This is a genomic window from Candidatus Sodalis pierantonius str. SOPE (genome assembly GCF_000517405.1).
Lineage (GTDB): Bacteria > Pseudomonadota > Gammaproteobacteria > Enterobacterales > Enterobacteriaceae > Sodalis_C > Sodalis_C pierantonii.
The window spans coordinates 4,393,018-4,410,582 of sequence record NZ_CP006568.1; the positions used below are offsets into that span (position 1 = coordinate 4,393,018).

The 17,565-nt window shown below is 55.2% G+C and carries 4 protein-coding genes and 12 pseudogenes; 8 read left to right on the forward strand and 8 right to left on the reverse strand.

Features of this window, described 5'->3' with window-relative positions; all coding sequences use genetic code 11:
• Positions 1–2: 2 nt before the first annotated feature.
• The 3 pseudogenes from yhjD to SOPEG_RS21765 all read left to right on the forward strand — a co-directional run.
• Positions 3–760: pseudogene (gene yhjD, locus SOPEG_RS26855) on the forward strand (inner membrane protein YhjD); the annotation flags it as partial.
• Between the two features lie 493 nt (positions 761–1,253).
• Positions 1,254–2,503 (forward strand): annotated as a pseudogene (locus tag SOPEG_RS21760) (MFS transporter).
• Between the two features lie 110 nt (positions 2,504–2,613).
• Positions 2,614–3,389: pseudogene (locus SOPEG_RS21765) on the forward strand (CDP-diacylglycerol diphosphatase).
• A gap of 54 nt (positions 3,390–3,443) precedes the next feature.
• Here the strand turns inward: SOPEG_RS21765 and SOPEG_RS21770 are convergent.
• Positions 3,444–5,414: pseudogene (locus tag SOPEG_RS21770) on the reverse strand (AsmA family protein).
• A 456-nt stretch (positions 5,415–5,870) separates the two neighbouring features.
• On the opposite strand from SOPEG_RS21770, the pseudogene kdgK reads away from it, so the two are divergent.
• Positions 5,871–6,796 (forward strand): annotated as a pseudogene (kdgK, locus tag SOPEG_RS21775) (2-dehydro-3-deoxygluconokinase).
• 156 nt (positions 6,797–6,952) lie between these two features.
• On the opposite strand, the pseudogene SOPEG_RS21780 reads toward kdgK, so the two are convergent.
• Positions 6,953–7,987: pseudogene (locus SOPEG_RS21780) on the reverse strand (insulinase family protein); the annotation flags it as partial.
• 114 nt (positions 7,988–8,101) lie between these two features.
• Between SOPEG_RS21780 and SOPEG_RS28100 the strand changes: the two are divergent.
• Complete coding sequence (locus SOPEG_RS28100) at positions 8,102–8,398, forward strand: hypothetical protein (RefSeq protein WP_148297093.1); 297 nt, start codon at positions 8,102–8,104, stop codon at positions 8,396–8,398.
• Positions 8,399–8,402: 4 nt separating this feature from the next.
• Here the strand turns inward: SOPEG_RS28100 and SOPEG_RS21785 are convergent.
• Positions 8,403–9,098 (reverse strand): annotated as a pseudogene (locus tag SOPEG_RS21785) (transposase); the annotation flags it as partial.
• Between the two features lie 74 nt (positions 9,099–9,172).
• On the opposite strand from SOPEG_RS21785, the gene SOPEG_RS21790 reads away from it, so the two are divergent.
• Positions 9,173–10,381, forward strand: a complete 1,209-nt coding sequence (locus SOPEG_RS21790) for an IS256-like element ISSoEn2 family transposase (RefSeq protein WP_025246930.1) — start codon at positions 9,173–9,175, stop codon at positions 10,379–10,381.
• Positions 10,382–10,499: 118 nt separating this feature from the next.
• Here SOPEG_RS21790 and istB read toward each other — a convergent pair whose 3' ends face one another.
• The 5 genes and pseudogenes from istB to hmsP all read right to left on the reverse strand — a co-directional run bounded on the left by istB (position 10,500) and on the right by hmsP (position 16,211).
• Complete coding sequence (gene istB, locus SOPEG_RS21795; protein ID WP_025246931.1) at positions 10,500–11,252, reverse strand: IS21-like element ISSoEn3 family helper ATPase IstB; 753 nt, start codon at positions 11,250–11,252, stop codon at positions 10,500–10,502.
• Positions 11,253–11,263: 11 nt separating this feature from the next.
• A pseudogene (istA, locus tag SOPEG_RS21800) lies at positions 11,264–12,814 on the reverse strand (IS21 family transposase).
• 168 nt (positions 12,815–12,982) lie between these two features.
• Positions 12,983–13,447, reverse strand: a pseudogene (locus tag SOPEG_RS21805) (helix-turn-helix domain-containing protein); the annotation flags it as partial.
• A gap of 66 nt (positions 13,448–13,513) precedes the next feature.
• Positions 13,514–13,969: pseudogene (locus SOPEG_RS26865) on the reverse strand (insulinase family protein); the annotation flags it as partial.
• 275 nt (positions 13,970–14,244) lie between these two features.
• A pseudogene (gene hmsP, locus SOPEG_RS21810) lies at positions 14,245–16,211 on the reverse strand (biofilm formation regulator HmsP).
• A gap of 745 nt (positions 16,212–16,956) precedes the next feature.
• Between hmsP and bcsO the strand changes: the two are divergent.
• A complete protein-coding gene (gene bcsO, locus SOPEG_RS25710) occupies positions 16,957–17,301 on the forward strand; it encodes a cellulose biosynthesis protein BcsO (protein ID WP_071882285.1) in 345 nt (114 codons plus the stop codon).
• Positions 17,189–17,509 (forward strand): annotated as a pseudogene (locus tag SOPEG_RS21815) (cellulose synthase operon protein YhjQ/BcsQ); the annotation flags it as partial. The gene bcsO and the pseudogene SOPEG_RS21815, both read left to right, overlap by 113 nt.
• Between the last annotated feature and the right edge of the window lie 56 nt (positions 17,510–17,565).

Here is a 17,565-nt window from a genome sequence, read left to right on the forward strand (position 1 = left end):
TTATGGCCGAAAAAAAACCGCATGCCGCCACCGCCCGTGAACCGGAAATTACCACGCCGCTGACCACGCTACATACCGGCCATGAGTCGATTGATAAGGTTGCACACCGCTTCGGACGGCTTATCGAAAAGATCAGCGCTTATCCGGTGGTGGCGCATATGATTCGCGCCGCGGAACGGTTTAGCGATCGGATGGGCAGCCAATTCGGCGCGGCAATCACCTATTTTTCGTTCCTTTCCCTGATCCCCATACTGATGGTGTCGTTTGCCGGTGTCGGTTTTTTCTGGCGTCCAATCCGGATATCCTCACCGATTTGAATAATAAAATCGCCGACAGCATCAGCGAGCAAACGCTGGCGAGCACGCTGAAGGACACGGTCCGAACCGCCGTGCAACAGCGCACGACGGTGGGGGTAACCGGTTTACTGGTGGCGCTTTATTCGGGTCTGAACTGGATGGGAAACCTGCGCGAAGCCATCCGCGCCCAGCTGCGTGACGAATGGGAGCGCAATCCCCAGGAGCAGGAGAAATTTTACCTGAAATACCTGCGCGACCTGGTTTCACTGATAGGGTTGGTGGTAGCGCTCATCGTCACGCTGTCGCTGACGTCTGTTTTCGCCGGAACACAGGATGCCATTATTCGGGCGATGGGGCTGGACACCGTCACCTGGCTGCGGCCGGTGATGGTAGTGACGGGCATGACGCTTTCGATGCTGGCTAATTTCCTGTTATTTCTGTGGATATTCTGGGTCATTCCGCGGCTCGCTGCTGGCGGGAATATGCCTTCCGGCCGGCTGAGGGGTGCCGCTGGAGTTTAGGACGTTCGCCGCCGAGGGAAAGAAGGCCCGGCGCGTCGAAATCACCCCGCATGCGGGCCAAACCGAGTTCTTGTGGTCAAGAATAGGGGCCGTCGAGCCGCCCGGACCATAGCGAATATGTCGACATTCACGACCATAACAATATAATGCGCTGCTTTTACGCACAATAAGCAGCTCATTACACCAACTTTTACATTTTAACAACCATAAACCAGCATTTATATCTGGTTGATAACTTTTCTTGCGGGTTTTTACAGAAATTAACTCTGTTGCAAACGCTTTCCTACGTGGTTTTCCCTGTCAGAACAGCAGGGCGAAAGATAATCTGCTACTGGCCGCCGGAAATGACTATTTGGTCAAAATTCAGCCATTGAAATGCCTTATTTCTCTGTCTAAGATGCCTATCTTTCCGTAGTTGACCAAATAAGAAACAATTATGCAAGTCTCAGCAGCACCGACTCTGGATTCCGACGCAGCAGCGCCCCCCGTCAATTCGCGGGGCAAAGTGATTGTTGCTTCGTTGATCGGCACCGCCATCGAATTCTTCGATTTCTATATCTACGCGACCGCCGCGACGCTACAATCGCTGGCCACCTTCGCCATCGCGTTTATCGCCCGGCCGATTGGCTCGGCGCTGTTCGGCCATTTTGGCGATCGCGCCGGCCGCAAAGTCACTCTGGTGGCCTCACTGCTCACCATGGGCATCTCCACGGTGGTGATCGGTCTCCTGCCGGGGTATGAAACCATTGGCGTGCTGGCCCCGCTGCTGCTGGCGCTGGCCCGTTTCGGCCAGGGTCTTGGCCTGGGAGGCGAATGGGGCGGCGCGGCGCTGCTGGCGACGGAAAACACGCGCTGTATGGCTCCTTCCCGCAGTTGGGCGCCCCTATTGGTTTCTTTTTCGCCAACGGCATGTTCCTACTGCTTTTCTGGCTGCTGACCGATGAACAGTTCATGAGCTGGGGCTGGCGTGTGCCGTTCCTGCTGTCGGCCGTATTGGTACTGATTGGGCTTTATGTGCGCGTCTCGCTGCACGAAACGCCGGTTTTCGTCAAAATCGCCAAGGCGCAGGTGCGCATGCCCATCGGCACCCTGCTGAAACAGCATCTGAAAGTAACCGTTATCGCTACGTTTATCATGGTCGCCACCTACACCTGTTCTATATCATGACGGTGTTTTCCATGACCCATGGAACGGCTCCCCTGCCGTGCGGTCTGGGTTTCTCGCGCAACGACTTTCTGTTGATGCTGATGATTGGCGTCATCGGTTTCGGCCTGATGGTTTCCCGTCGCCGGTCAATTGGCGGATAAATTCGGCCGCCGGCACACCATGATAACCATTACGGTATTGATTATGGCCGTTGCGCTGGTGTTCCCGTCGCTCTTGGGTTCCGGCAATATCTGGGTAGTCATGGTGTTTTTGTTGATAGGATTTATGGTGATGGGCCTCACGTTCGGCCCCATGGGCGCGCTATTGCCGGAGTTATTCCCTACCGAAGTTCGCTATACCGGCGCCTCTTTTTCCTATAATGTGGCCTCAATCATCGGCGCATCGGTCGCCCCGTATATTGCCGCCTGGCTCACCGCCAATTACGGGTTATTCTACGTGGGTATCTACCTGGCGACGATGGCCTGCCTGACATTACTGGCGCTGCTGGCGGCGCATGAAACACGGCACTGGGCGCTGTAAATTGCGCGGCTAAGCGGCCTGCCGGTAAAATAACGGTAATGACGGGCTGTCATCCCAGCGGATGCGGCCCGTTTTTTAATGCGGCGTAGAGAACACTAAGAGGGTGACCCATGACGTGGCAACAGATCAAATATGCGCTGCTGCTGGTGATTGTTATTCTGGTTGCGGCGCTCGGCGCCTGGCAATATTACGATACCTCCTCGCCAAAACATCCCGACGCGCTGTGGCGGATAGTGAGCGAAGAGTGCGTGCCGCACCAATTGCAGCGCGGGGATCCTTCGCCGTGCAGCGAAGTGAATACCGCCGCCGGCTATGTGTGGTGCTTAAGGATTTGGTGGGGCCGCTGCAGTTCTTACTGATGCCCACCGAAAAAATCAGCGGTATCGAAAGCCCGTGCTTGTTGTCCACCTCGACGCCCAATTTCTTTTATCTTGCCTGGCAGGCCAGACATTTTTTATCCGACAGGCGTGGTCAGGCGATCGGCGATCGTTTTCTGTCGCTGGCGATCAATTCCGCCTACGGGCGGACGCAAAATCAGCTGCATATTCATATCTCCTGCCTGCGGCCCGATATTCGCGAACGGCTGGATAACGATGCCGCCAGCATCAGCACCGATTGGCAGCCGCTGGCGCAGCCGGTGCTTGGCCATGAATATCTGGCCAAGCGCATTTCCGCGGCGGGGCTGGCGGCGCAAAGCCCGTTTTTGCGGCTGGCGCGCGAAGTGCCGGAGGCGTCGGAGGAAATGGGGGAATTCGGTATGGCGCTGACGCCGTTGCCCGATGGCTCGCTGGTACTTCTGGCCAGCCAGCGCAGCTTACTGCACCGAAATACCGGCTCAATTGAAGAGATCCAGGACCATAGCTGCATCATTCTCAAGGGTCATTGACCGATCCGGCGGCGGTATTGCCCCCGCCGCCGGTCATCGGTTACTTTTTGATATTCATGGCCCGCACTGATTATCATCGCCGCCGCTCGGTGAAATAAGTGCCAGAAGCGCCGCGGGCGATAAGCGGCCCCGGTTTCACACCGGCGGAAGGATTTTTAAACGTGCCGCGCACGTACAGCGGCGATCGCAGCGTAACGATGCGCGCGCCTTTACTGTCGGGATTGATCGACAAATCCAGTCGTTCGGTGCCAAAATTGGTGGTACCATCGACATGTATCACCGCATTTTCAGTGTCAAACAGGAACAGCCGCGGCTGCGCCAGGCCGTCATTCACATTGACGTCCGCCGCGGCGCAGTTGATTTTCACCTGATCGTCGCCAAACAGCTTGCCGACCACGTAATTGCCGACATTAAGACCGGCGATTTCCATTAAATTGCGGCTGATAATGCCATCGTTCATCAGCAGGCGCAGATTGCCGTTGCTGCTGCCCAACAGCGCCGCCACGGAGTTACCGGTGCCGTTGAATTGCGCATCGCCATTGAGCTGGCCCATACTGCTGCGCATCGCCTCGACGTTTGGAAATAGCGCCTTCAATTGCAGGCCGCGAGCATGAAGATCCGCGCGGCCGCGCATCGGCGTACGCTGCCCTTCAAGGCGAATGGTGGAGTTAAGCGTCCCGCGCGCCATGCCGAAGCGCAGCGGATCGAGCAACAGTTCGCCATTATCCAACTTCAGATGGGTATAGAGATCGCTTAACGGCAGCGCATCGCCATGCTCGATATCCTTACCGGTAAACTTGACGTCCGCATCCATCTTGGACCAGTTGGCGGTATCGAATTTATCATACGGCAGCACCTTATCAGACGGCTGTATCGACTTGGTTTTGGCCGCCTGTTTGCCGGATGCGGTACCGGAATCAGCGCCGATGAGCGGCCCCAAATCGGCAAAGCGCAGCCGATTGGACACCAGTTCGCCGGTTAACGACGGCCGCGGTTTGCCCTGGCGGTATTCCAGCGTGCCGTGGATATCGCTCTGGCCAATTTTGCCGTTGAACTTCTCATAACGATACCGACCCGCGTTTTTGCCTTTGAAGGAAGCAACCAGATGGCCGTCGGTGTTATAGGGCGGTGAATCCGGCAGTACCACCCCCGTCAAGCCTTGCAGATCTCCGAGATTCTCTCCGGCGAGCCGCAGGCGCAAATCCAGACCGCCGAAATTGAGCGGATCCTCCAGCGTACCGGTAAACGCTACGCGGGTTCTCCCCGATCGTACGTCCGCCTGTAGCGGGAACGGAGCGCCAGCATGCCGCCAATTTTGCCCGAGCCGCTAAGGGGTTCATTGTTGTAGGTTCCCTCCGCTTTCCAGCCGAAAATGTAATTGTCGGCAGTTTTCGCCGCCGCCTGTTTATCGTCGCCGCTGCCGGTCAGTTCGGCGAAGGCCACCGGTTTACCGAGCGGGTTTACCGTCAAATGGATATCCGCCTTGGCGATGGCGTTTTGATAATCGATCTTACCCCGATCGAAAACGATATCATCCACCTGGAAGGACCACGGCGAAACGGGTTTTTGGCTATCTTTATCGTCGCTGTTGGCCAGATTAAAGGTCCTGTTATTCTTACCGTTCGCCAATCGTTTTAACGACGCGTCCGGGCTAACCAGCGTGATTCGCGGCAGATACACTTCGCGGTGCAGCAGTGCTAAAGTGGCGATACTGGCTTCAATACGTTTCAGCCGGGCGGTGTAGTCGCCCGGTACGTCCTGGGGGTTGCCCAGCGAGATATCTTCCGCATGAATATGCGGCCACGGCACCCAACTGCGCCAGCCGCGCTCTTCGCGATGCCGGGACCATTGCACTCCCAAGTCGCCATTAATCGCAAAGGGGCGCTGAAGTTCAGTGGAGACTTTTTCATTGATGGTCGGTTTGAGGCGGTTCCAGTCAAAAGTGGCGATAAAAATCACGATCGCCACGATGAGCAGCAGCAGAAACAGCACGATCCCACCTATCACTTTCTTGGTCCGTGTCATGAATGTCGATATCCTCGTTAAGCTTCCCCGATGCATTAATCATAGTTGAGGATTACACGCCTGCCAGACTCAGCGGCGGGAAGGGGCGGTATTGCGCGCACAAAAGTAACGTGTCGCCAGTGGGTTACACCGGAGCGGCAACGGCGCGGTGTTTTGGGCTGGCCATGGCGCCGCTGAGGCTGAAGATGCGCTCGCGCGCGATAAAACGGGCCCGCCGGGTGAAGCGCGCGGCAGAAAACGCAACGGCGCCGGCGGGGATCTCGCGTTCATTAGGCGATTGCGCTAAGACGCCGTCTCACCCACCTGATGGACAATCGCCGGGAAAATGGCCGCAGTTACGATCCAGGTCATGATAAAGTAAAACAACGTTTCAGCGGCTATTGACTGCATCGGCCATTCTGTTGAGACTAGGTGCCTATATCAGCTTTCTCTTTTTCAATGGCGGGCAACCAAGCAATGACAACCAAAAACATCGCCGTTATCGGCGAATGCATGATCGAATTGTCGCAAAAGGGCAGCGACGTTAAGCGCGGATTCGGCGGCGATACCTTAAATACCTCTGTGTATCTCTCGCGTCTGGTTCCTGCGGCCCAGCTCAAGGTGCATTACATTACCGCGCTGGGCACCGACAGCTTCAGTGACGACATGCTGCAATCCTGGCAACAAGAAGGGGTGGATACCTCCCTCATCCAGCGCTTGGAAAACCGGCTGCCCGGCCTGTATTACATTGAAACCGATGCCCACGGCGCGCGAATCTTCTATTACTGGCGCAACGAGGCGGCCGCCCGTTATTGGCTGGAAAGCGCGTCATCGGATCAGATTTGCCAAACGCTGGCGGGCTTTGATTATCTCTATCTGAGCGGTATTAGTATCGCCATCCTATCGCCGCAGAGCCGCGAGCGGCTGCTGGCTTTGCTGCGGGCCTGCCGCGCCAACGGCGGCAAAGTCATTTTTGACAACAATTACCGCCCGCGCCTGTGGCAAAGCCGGGAAGAGACCCAGGCGGCCTATCGCGACATCCTCGCCTATACCGATATCGCCTTCCTGACCTTGGACGACGAGGATATGCTGTGGGGAAAACAACCGGTAGACGCGGTACTGGATCGCACCCGCGCGCTGGGTGTTGGTGAAATTGTCATCAAACGCGGCGCCGATGCCTGCCTGGTGTCGGAAGCCAGTAGGGAGTTACAGGAAGTGCCCGCGGTGAAATTGCCGAAAGAGAAGGTGGTCGACACTACCGCCGCCGGCGACTCTTTCAGCGCCGGCTATCTGGCGGCAGCGGCGGCGCCGCAGCCGAGAGCGGGCATCGTACCGCCAGTACGGTTATCCAGTACCGCGGCGCCATTATCCCACGCGACGTAATGCCGGCCCGCGCGGGCTAACGGTTTACGGATAGCCTGGTGCGCCGAAGGATGGCCCGTCAGGGCTAATACACCGCAGACGCGGGGCGCATCACTGATGCGCCGAATAACGGCCCGGTAGGACTTCTGCTCCGCCGGATCTGGAGCGCGACACGGCATTATTCGTTCCTGCCGGCGTCAGGAAGCCGGCGGAATATCGGTCACTTCCGGCTTGCTCTCGTCTATCGTCGCTGGCAGCGGGCCGGGGTCCATAATATGCTCGTAACTCTCCTGCAGCGCCTTCATGTTCACCTCCGGCTCGCCGTTTGGCTGCATCAGCACCAGCGTGGCGTTTTCGCCAGCTGAGCGCGCAATTCCTGATTAAGCATCTGTAGCGACAGCCCCCCGAGAAACGCGCGGCGCAGCTTCTGATACTGTTCCGGCGCGATATCCACCACCTCGTTTTGCTGTGAGCGCAGACGCTGGCTCATTGCTGGTACGGGCGTAAGTGGCGAACAAGGTACTCAGCTCAGCGGTTTTACGCGCCATCAGCGCGTAAAACTCCGATTGATTCAGGCCATTGTTGCGCACGTTGGCCAGCTCATGGGCGACGAAGGTCAGCGACGGCGTCAAATTGTCCGCCTGTGTATCAATGTGAATCGCGCACTGCGCGCGCAGATAATTCACATTGCAGTCAAAGCGCAGATTGGTTTGCTTCAGGTCACTTTCCTTTAGCGCCTGCTGCAAATGCATATGCAGCGCCTCGCGCGCTAAATCCCCGCACCAATAACGATTCAATGACTGTGAATCGCGGATAGGCTGCCACGGATTGTCCCAAACGAGTTTAAGACTGTCGTAATCGCCTTCGTCGCTGAACAGACTGACGGGCTGATGAGGCAGCGGCGACATTGTCGGCACGGTAGCCGGCGTATCGCGTTTGCCCTGCAGCGCGGAGAAGGTTTTGACAATCTGTTCGTTGAGGGCGCGACCATCAACGTTACCCACCACATACAGCGTCATGGCGTCGGGGGTATACCAGCGTTGATAGAAATGTTGCACCTGCTCGGCATCCACCGGCGATTTCGCCGCCGCATCCGGCCCGTGCGCCAGCAGTTGCGACCCTTTCAGGCGGTAATGCCACCAGCTGTTGCGCGGTTTATCCGGCACCGTAGCTACCGGATCCGCGGCCGCCAGCGCCTGCTGCACCGCCGCTGGGGTAATAGGGGTCTTCCCCTGTTGTGGTGGCTCAATCGACAGTTCTGCATTTTTACTTTACTTATTCTTTTGGCTGGAACTTGGACTTCTATATGGATGTCAAACGTATTTACGTTTAAAGGAATAACGTTCATGTCATGCTTAAAAAAATATGCATATGCCCCATTTATCTTACTGCTTCATGGTGTTGCAGCATCGGCCTCACCAAATATGATGTATAACACTGATAAGAAAGACTATTCACTGTCACCAGAGGTAACGCCAAAATTATCTTGGGAGAAAAGTGAGTCTCAAGTTGATAAAACTCAATATTGTCTTACCCCTAGCGATCCGGGATGCAGCAATATGTGGCAAAAGGAAAAAGAAAAGGAGAATGACGAGCGAATACAACATCACCAACAAAAAAAATTTTATAACTCCCTTAAATGATTGCTCAAAAATTCATATTTAGTTTCCCATAGTGGAACATTACGCCCAGCTTGAAACGTTCTTTGTTCCTGAAGCCCCGTGACTTGATCCTGAGCAGCCGTATTTTGCTGTTCAGGGACTCCGCATTCCCATTTGATACCCGGTTTTTCATTGCATTCAGAATGCCGTAAAGGCGTTTTGCCACCATGCGGGCAATGCTGGCCATGAGCGGTATGCCGGTGTCTTTAGCCATCGCCATCCATTCCTGCCACAGCTTACGGCTATGATTGTCATAGCGGCGGTGCCACAGATCGCGAGCAAGCTCTTTCATTACCCAGCACTGGCTCGTTTGGGGTAACACCAGCCGGGCAACTTCTAACCTCTCTGCCCGGCACCCGAGGCGATTTTGTTTGCTGTAAAACCATAGATAGCGTGAGCGGTGGGCGTCTTTCCTGTCTGATGACGGGATCTGTTTCATCTCAGCCTGACGGGTTTTATCAACGACGGCGCACAACATTTTTGCCACATGGAAATGATCGAAAGCGATTTTATCGACGGCATTGGGGAGATGGATGCGGGCTGCACTGATATAGGTCATGTTCATGTCCATAGACAGCGTTTTTATCTCATCAAGCTGGTGATCTCTCAGGCTGCGCAGATAACTGGCAAGGCTTTCTACACCGCGGTCGTCGGTCAGTTGCAAAGCGCGTCCCTGCCTGTCAGGAGCCTGTTTAGAAATTTGTGTATTTGCCTGATTTTGATATGTTCAATCCAACATCAAAAACAGGTTAATTTATGGACGAAAAACAGTTGCAGGCTCTGGCTAACGAACTGGCCAAAAATCTCAAAACCCCTGAAGATCTCAGTCACTTCGATCGGCTGCTGAAAAAAATCAGCGTCGAAGCAGCTCTCAATGCCGAAACGACCCATCACCTCGGCTACGATAAAAATCAGCCTAAACCGGGGACCAACGCCCGCAACGGCTATTCCACAAAAACCGTTACCACTGGCGATGGCCCGCTGGCGCTGCGTACTCCGCGCGATCGTGACGGTTCCTTTGAACCGCAACTGGTGAAGAAGAACCAGACCCGGATTACCGGGATGGATAACCAGATTTTATCGTTGTACGCCAAAGGGATGACCACCCGCGAGATCGCCACCGCGTTCAAAGAGCTGTATGACGCCGATGTCTCGCCGGCGCTGGTCTCAAAGGTCACCGATGCGGTCATGGAGCAGGTTGTTGAATGGCAAAACCGGCCTCTGGATGCAGTCTATCCCATTGTTTATCTTGACTGTATCGTTCTAAAAGTCCGGCAGGACAGCCGCATCATCAACAAATCTGTGTTCCTGGCGCTGGGCATCAACATCGAAGGCCAGAAAGAGTTGCTAGGTATGTGGCTGGCCGAAAATGAAGGCGCAAAGTTCTGGCTGAACGTGCTGACAGAGCTGAAAAACCGCGGCCTGAACGATATCCTTATCGCCTGCGTAGACGGGCTGAAAGGTTTCCCTGACGCTATTAACGCGGTGTATCCGGAGGCGCGGCTCCAGCTGTGTATCGTGCATATGGTGCGCAACAGCCTGCGGTTCGTCTCCTGGAAGGACTACAAGGCCGTCACCCGCGACCTGAAAGCTATCTATCAGGCCCCTACGGAAGAAGCCGGCTTGCAGGCGCTGGAAGCGTTCTTCAGTGCCTGGGACATCCGCTACCCACAAATAAGTCGAAGCTGGCAGGCAAACTGGGCCAATCTGGCCACGTTCTTTGCCTACCCAACGGACATCCGCAAGGTGATCTACACGACCAACGCCATCGAGTCGTTAAACAGCGTGATCCGGCATGCCATCAAAAAGCGCAAGGTGTTCCCGACCGACGACGCAGTGAAAAAGGTGGTGTGGCTGGCGATACAGGCAGCCTCACAGAAATGGACAATGCCTTTGAGGGACTGGCGCATGGCAATGAGCCGCTTTATTATCGAGTTCGGTGACCGCCTGGACGGTCACTTCTGAGAAAAGGCATTTACACAGAATCGTGTACAGGGTCACATCCGATCAGTTATTCCGATATTTTCCGATCACCCATTCCAGTGATATTCGTTCACGTGTTCGCTCATCTTCTGACTCGAGTTTAGTCTATTTTTCCTGTGCTGGCTACTCCTTGCTCTTTGCGTAGTGATTCGCCTTTAAGTTCCAGTCTATAGCTGGGGTGTACTAACCGATCGAGTAACGCGTCAGCTGTCGTGGGGTTTTCTATCAGTCCATACCATTTTTTCACCGGCAGTTGACTGATCAGGATGCTGCTGCTTTTGTCGTAGCGATCTTCCATCACCTCCAACAGCATCGTTGCCTGCATCGGACTTATTGATTCTAGGCCCACGTCGTCCAAGATCAGTAACTCTATTTTTTCTAACTGCTTAAGCTGTTTTAGATAGGTCCCGTCTACCTGACACTGGTGAAGATGGGCCAGCAACCGACCCACTCGCCAGTAACGCACGCTATATTGCTGCCGGCATGCCTGCTGCTCACCAAGCGCACAACTGAGCCAGATTTTGCCCGTACCTGTTGGCCCCGTGATGAGTATGCTTTTCTGATATTTCAGATATTGTCCCCCTAGCAGATCTCGCATCTGTTCCGGTGTCACTCCTCGGCTAGGGATATAGCGGATATCTTCCGGTTTTGCCTGCAAGCGCATTTGCGATTGCCGTCGCATACGGCATATGTTGTTATTTTTTCTATGTAAATTTTCCACTTCTACCATCAGCGACAACCGCTCCTCGAACCCCAGCTCCCCATAACTCCCCGAGAGTTCGCGTTGCGTCTCCAACGCCTGGACCATTGCCGACAACTTCAGCTCTCGCAGAGCCATTAACAGTGTATCCATATTTATTCTCCTTAGTGATAACTGTCCGGACCTCGGAGGTTTTCGTGAACCAGCATTGATACGCCGGCTCCGTCCTGGGTGACCTCACTTTCACGACCGTGTTTCAATACGTTGGCTATGAAAGAGTGGTTAATGCACCCTTTCTCCAACGCTAGCGCGCAGGCCTTCTCCAGTCGCGTCGTCTCATAGCGCCGTTGCAGATTGAGTAGCCCCAGCACGGAGCGGTAAGCCTGCTCCGGATGGGCTTTGCTCTTTTGGATGGACTCGACCACTTTCAGTGTGCACACACCCACCGACAGCGCCCAACTGCACAGCCTTTCCGGCGTCCACTGACTCTGCCCCTTATGGTTAGCCGGCATGTGCGCCGCCTGAATCGTGTGCCTATAGGCGTTATCGCTGCGAGGGTGCGTAGCCACGCAGACGCCCTTATGGTGGATTTGCACCAGCCGTTGGGTGGCGATGACGTCAACGCGCTCGCCAACCAGCGGATGCGGCACCGAGTACCAGTTTTTGCCGTAGTCTATGTGGTAATCAGGTCCCACTCGGGCAACGAGATACTCACTGTATTCCCATTGTATGGGCGGTAGAGGCCCAAGAGCCGGTTTGTCCAGCTGCTCGAAGCGTTCAAGGCGACTTTGTCCGCCGTAATGACGCATCGGGCGCAAATTCAACTCATGATTGAGTTCTCGTATCACCTGGTTGAGTTCGGCCAGCGAGTAGAACCTACGTTTACGCAACCGGACCAAAACCCAGCGTTCTACCAGCTGCACAGTTGATTCTGCCTTCGCCTTGTCTTTCGGTTTTCTCGGGCGCGCCGGTAGCACCACTGTCTCATAGTGATTTGCCAGCGCCTGGTAGCTCTGGTTTATGACCGGCTCATAGCGGTCAGGGGTGCTGACAGCGCTGCGCAGATTATCAGGTATCATCAGCTCCGGAACCCCACCCATGAAGTGCAGGCAGCGGCTATTGGCGTTGAGCCACGATGCCATGTCCTGGCCTTCTCAGGCTTCGATATACGCATAGCCTGACACGCCCATGGCAGCGACGAAGATAGCGACCTGGCGTACGCTACCTGTCGCAGGGTTGACGATAGGTACGGTGGGGCCACAGAAGTCGATGAAGAGCTTTTCGCCAGCCTTGTGCTCCATGCGCATGGAACGCCGCTGCTTCTTTTTCCAGTCACGGAACAGTGCACAAAACTGTGAGTAACCGAGGGCATCACCGCCCACGGCGGACTGATATTCCATCCAGAGCAGCTGCTTGGTCATGCCCTTGCGGCTTAACTCGGTATCGATATCAAGCCAGCTGGGTAAGGTATTGATAACTTTTCCGGATTTGCCGGGATAGAGCAGACGGTCGAGGTCGACGGGGGACAGTTCCGCCGGCAATGGCCAGACCAGATTAGCTACCGTGAATCGGCCGAGGATATCGTGCACGGTAGTACAGCCTATGCCGAGCGCTGCTGCGATAGTGCGATTCGAGCGACGCTGCTCGAATTTCATACGTAAGACATTAATATAGATGCACATTTCCGTTCTCGCTTTCTTCTTTTTACGTGCCATGCCATGCCCTCGGAAGCTAAAAGTCTCCAGAGTATGGCGGAACAGAAGATGAGCGATCGGACAGAATCGGAATCGCTGATCGGGCGACCGGAATCAGTGATCGGATGAAATCAGAATTAGTGATCGGGTGAAATCGGAATCAGTGATCGGATGTGACCGGAACCAGCAACGGGCGGATAAGGGTTGTTTTATCCGGGCCAAGCCTCGTTTGACTGCGCGCATCATGATGCCGTCAACGGCATTCCAACTGAGTTTGAGCTGCTTTCTGACAGCATCCACAGTGCTGACTTTCAGCCATGAAAGAACAAAGGCTTCGAACAACAAGGTGTTGCGGCTGCCTGACCCTGCCCAGGGAACAGGCAATGTCTGGCAACCGTGCTCGGGGCAGTCAACACGGGGAACATCAGCCTCAACCAGCGTGGTGAACTGACAGGTATCGAGGTGACGCCATTTACGACGCCGGTGATCATGTATGGAGCAGGATTTACCGCAGGTTGGGCAGGCCAGTTGTGTGTGCTCGGCAATGCCGACAATTACCGTCACTGATCCAGATTTTTCATCAAGAGAAAGGGATTGTACCTGCCACGGTGCGGACAGGTTAAGGATATGGGCATAGAGGGACTTTTCGTCCATGGCAGACTCCTCAAAAATCAAGACTGCCATCATAATGCCCTTAGCCACCACAACAGGAGAAGACCCGGTAATAGACAGGTGGCCGGCGGTATTCACCATCCACTTAAGCGCTTCTTTCAATAAATCCGGCCGACCGTTCGGCAAACTGAGGCTGTACAGCGTCGTATCATAGGAAACGCGCGCCGGCGGCTGCGGCCGTTGTTCATTCGCGCCCTGCTGCCATAAGGAAGTCAGCTGTGCGGTAGTAAAGTTTTCGCCGTGCGTCAGCGCCAGGCGGGCAATAAGGCGCGCAAAACCGGTCTGCTGGGAGTTTTCCGCCAATGAGCCGGTATTGACCATCAGCCGCAATTCAATACGATCGTTGGGTCGTTGCGGCGTGGTCAGGACCTGCCAGGCAAAGCCGTTGCCGAGTTTTCCCTGCTGCCAGGCGGCATCGGGTTGTAATGCTTCGGCCCGTGCCCACCCGCCTGACGTCACCAGTAATACACCACATATGAAAAGACGAATTCCGGTGCCCTGCATGTAAACCCCTACTCAATCAATACCAATGAAAAACGTAAGTCTCACTTTGACGGTTGACTGTGCTTTGCATCGTTTTTACTTTTCCGCCGAAAAAGTGTGGCGCAAAGTGTACCATGTTGTTTAGACAGCGGACCTTTGCAGATGTCACCCTGTAGCAGAAAATATTACCTTCGGCGGGCGCGGCAGGGCAAAAAATGGACGCCGGCGGCGGACCTGGCGTAAGCGACAGGGAATTAGGAGCAGGATCGATTGAAGAAGCGGTGTTCAAACGCCTGCTAAGTTAGCGGTTCGGCGAAGAGATACCCCTGGCCGAGATGAATGTGGTGCGCCAGCAGACAATCACGCTGAGCGGCGTTTTCACCCCTTCAGTGATAACCGGCAGGTCAAGCACGTCGGCGATGGCGCTCACTACCCGCAGCATGATGGCGTCCTCGGGCAAAGTGGCAATAAAACTGCGGTCGATTTTCACCATATCAATGGGCAGATGCCGCAGGCGATCAAGGCAATATAGGCTGGAATAACCCATGCCGAAATCGTCCAGCGCAATGACGATGCCGAGGTCGTGCAGCTCGCGCAGCACCTGGAACGAGGAGGCGAATTCGTTAATGCGGGCGGTCTCGGTGATTTCCAATACCAATTGCGAGCATCCGACCTGAAAACGCGCCAGGCTCTGTTTTAGCGACGACACCAGGTCGTTTTCCTGCAATTGTAGCGCGGACAGGTTCACCGCCAGCGGCACGGCGATACCGCGCCCCTGCCATTCGCCGAGTACCCGGCACGCCTCTTCCAGCACCCAATTGCCCAGCGGCACCATGACGCCCGCCGCCGCCTCCTGGCAAATGAAATCCTCCGGCAGGCTCCAACTGCCGTCGTCCTGACGCCAGCGTAGTAGGGCTTCGGCACTCAAAAGCCGCTGGTCGCGCATATCGACCTGCGGCTGGAAGAACAGCGCGCAACGGCCCTGCGCGATCCCCTCCAGAAGACAATGGGCAAACGTCAACCGCCGGGTCGCCGCGACCGCCAGTGCAGGCTCGAAAAACAGAATCTGGTTTCGACCCCGCGCCGCCGCAGAGGATGCGGCCAGCGCGGCGTGGTTCAGGACATTCTCGGCGTTTTTGTCCTCAAGCGCCCCAAAAGCGACGCCGATACCGGCGGCGGGGCGCAAGGCCAGATTGCCGATGGTCAGCAGCCCGTTAATAATGGATAACACGCGCTGCGCCAGCGCCATGGCCTGAAACGGCGGTTCCGTGGCCCAATGGCACAGCGCGAATTCATGCGGGTTCAACTGTGCCAGCAGGCTGGTGGCGCCACAATCCCGTCCTAGCCGGTTTGCCAGGCTGGTGTACAGCAGGTCACGCTGCGATTCGGTTAAAACGCCCGTCGCCTCCGGCAACGTTGTGACCGCAATCACCAACAGGCAATACGACCCGGTTTCAACATGCGTCGCCAGAGGGGCGTCCAGCATCGCGAGGAACCGCGCCCGGGTCGGCAAACCGGTTGCAGCGAGGGGTGTCGCCCGCTGCTCGAGATCCTGCCGGCCGCGGCTGATGACATGCTGATTGCGGTTGTAGCTGCGCACCAGCACCCCCAATTCATCGTCCCGGTGCATATTCGGCAGGGTAAGCTGGTGGGAAGCCATGTCCTCCGGCGCCAGGTTTTCCAGCTCGCGGGCAATCGCGCGCAGCGGATGGACCATCAGCCGATTGATGCACCAGGTGATGGCGACCGTCATGATAAGCGCCAACAGCAAATACGTGGTTATCATCGTAGCAATCGCGCTGACGATAAATTGATACAGACGATATGAGTCGGCCTGTAGTACCAAATAAGCCAGCGCCTGCGGATGAGAAGGTCGCGGCAGGGAATAAAGCGGCACCTGCACCTCAACCGGCAGGCGGAACAGGCGGCTTATCAGCGCCGGTACCGGCCGCTCGGGCGGAAAATCGCCGTGCAAAACCTGAACATTATTCGGCAGCACCACATCATCCGCGCGGCTCAGTATGCCGCCGCGTTTTAGGGTGACCAGAATCTGTTCCGCCTGAGGAATATCGGCTTTGAGCACCGCGCGGGACAGCGGCTGGCGGACCGACATGGCGATATTTTGCAATTGCTGGGTGTAGTCTTCACGGCGCTGCGAAACAAAATGGAAAATCTGGATCACGATGAATAGACAAATAGTCACCAATGCCACGCCGGACACCGTTGCCATTTGTTTGATCGTTAAGGAACGTCTGATCCGCAAACTTTTCTCCATTTCTTGCTGACGGAGGCAAACGCGGGCGCCGCCCTCGCTGGCCACTTACCCGAAAACGCCATCTGGGTAACGCGGCACGGCCCACCGTCCGGCCGCGTCGATTATCCTGCCTAATATAACCGATTTGGCAGCGCGTTTTATGCCTCAAAACAGGCGATTCAACCAAATCTTATGCGATAGCGACGCCCTAGTGAAATGGCTTTCATTATGCCTAACTTTGGTTTTCGCCGAAATGATCAATTTTTGTAAAGTAATCGTTAAGGCCATTGCGCTAACTTTACCTATACCCAGGGGCAATGACTTCACTATAAAGTGTTCACCCGGTCGTAGAAAATAGGCCGTTTTTTCAAAAAAGCGGGGGTTTTGACTATTATTAACACGCGGTTAATAGGCTTTTATTTAAAAAGCAGCAGCAAACGGCATTTGGTACAGGATTCCCCGGCGAAAATTATCCGGTATTTCCAATAATATGGTCTATGTTTAAAGTCGCGCGCGAGCAGGTCGCCAAAGGGTGGAATCTCGCAGGCGCGATGACGACTTATCGCTATTATCGCGGCGCGTGCGCCGATTAAGATTGGTAAATAAATGCGACTTGTATTAGCCTATCTTATAGATTTCGTCATTTTTTTTCATACACGCCCAAAGCTTATTTTGCCCTATAGCGCCGTTTCGCTTGCCTCCTAGCGACAACGCGCCGGTACGGTTCTGCAACACGCCATTCCTAAGGTGAGCCATGAATAATTATGATGACATTAAGCGATTCAAAGAAAAGCTGAATATGGAACCTATTGATTATAAAGAAATCGCTGAGAATAATCTTAATAGTTCCGCTTCCAGCTGGACAATCATCAAGCACATCGTTAATGCCGATAAGCCGTTCCATCCCCTAGAGCAAGGGCATTCGACCCTACCGTCGCCGGCGCCGATATCGCAACAAGAGTTTAGCGCCCGTCCGGCGGCGCCGAATGCGTCGCATACCCCAGCGCCGTTCGCCCAAGGGCGGCGTGGGCAAAACCACTGTAAGCGCCAATTTAGCCTATGCCCTGGCCCGCAGCGGCAGCAAAGTGCTGGTTATTGATTTCGATGTACAAAACGCCCTACGGCTGCATTTCGGCGTGCCGATTTCCGACACCCGCGGCTATCTCGTACAGGCCACCACGGTCATGGACTGGAGCCAATTTATTTTGAAGGCGGACGCCAATCTCTTTGTCCTGCCCTATGGCGAAGCGGATGAGGAGCAACGGCTGGCGTTTGAAAATGCCATCAGCCACGACCCGCACTTTCTGCAGCGCGGTCTGAATATGGTGTTGAATTATGGGTCTTCCCCTGTTGTGGTGGCTAA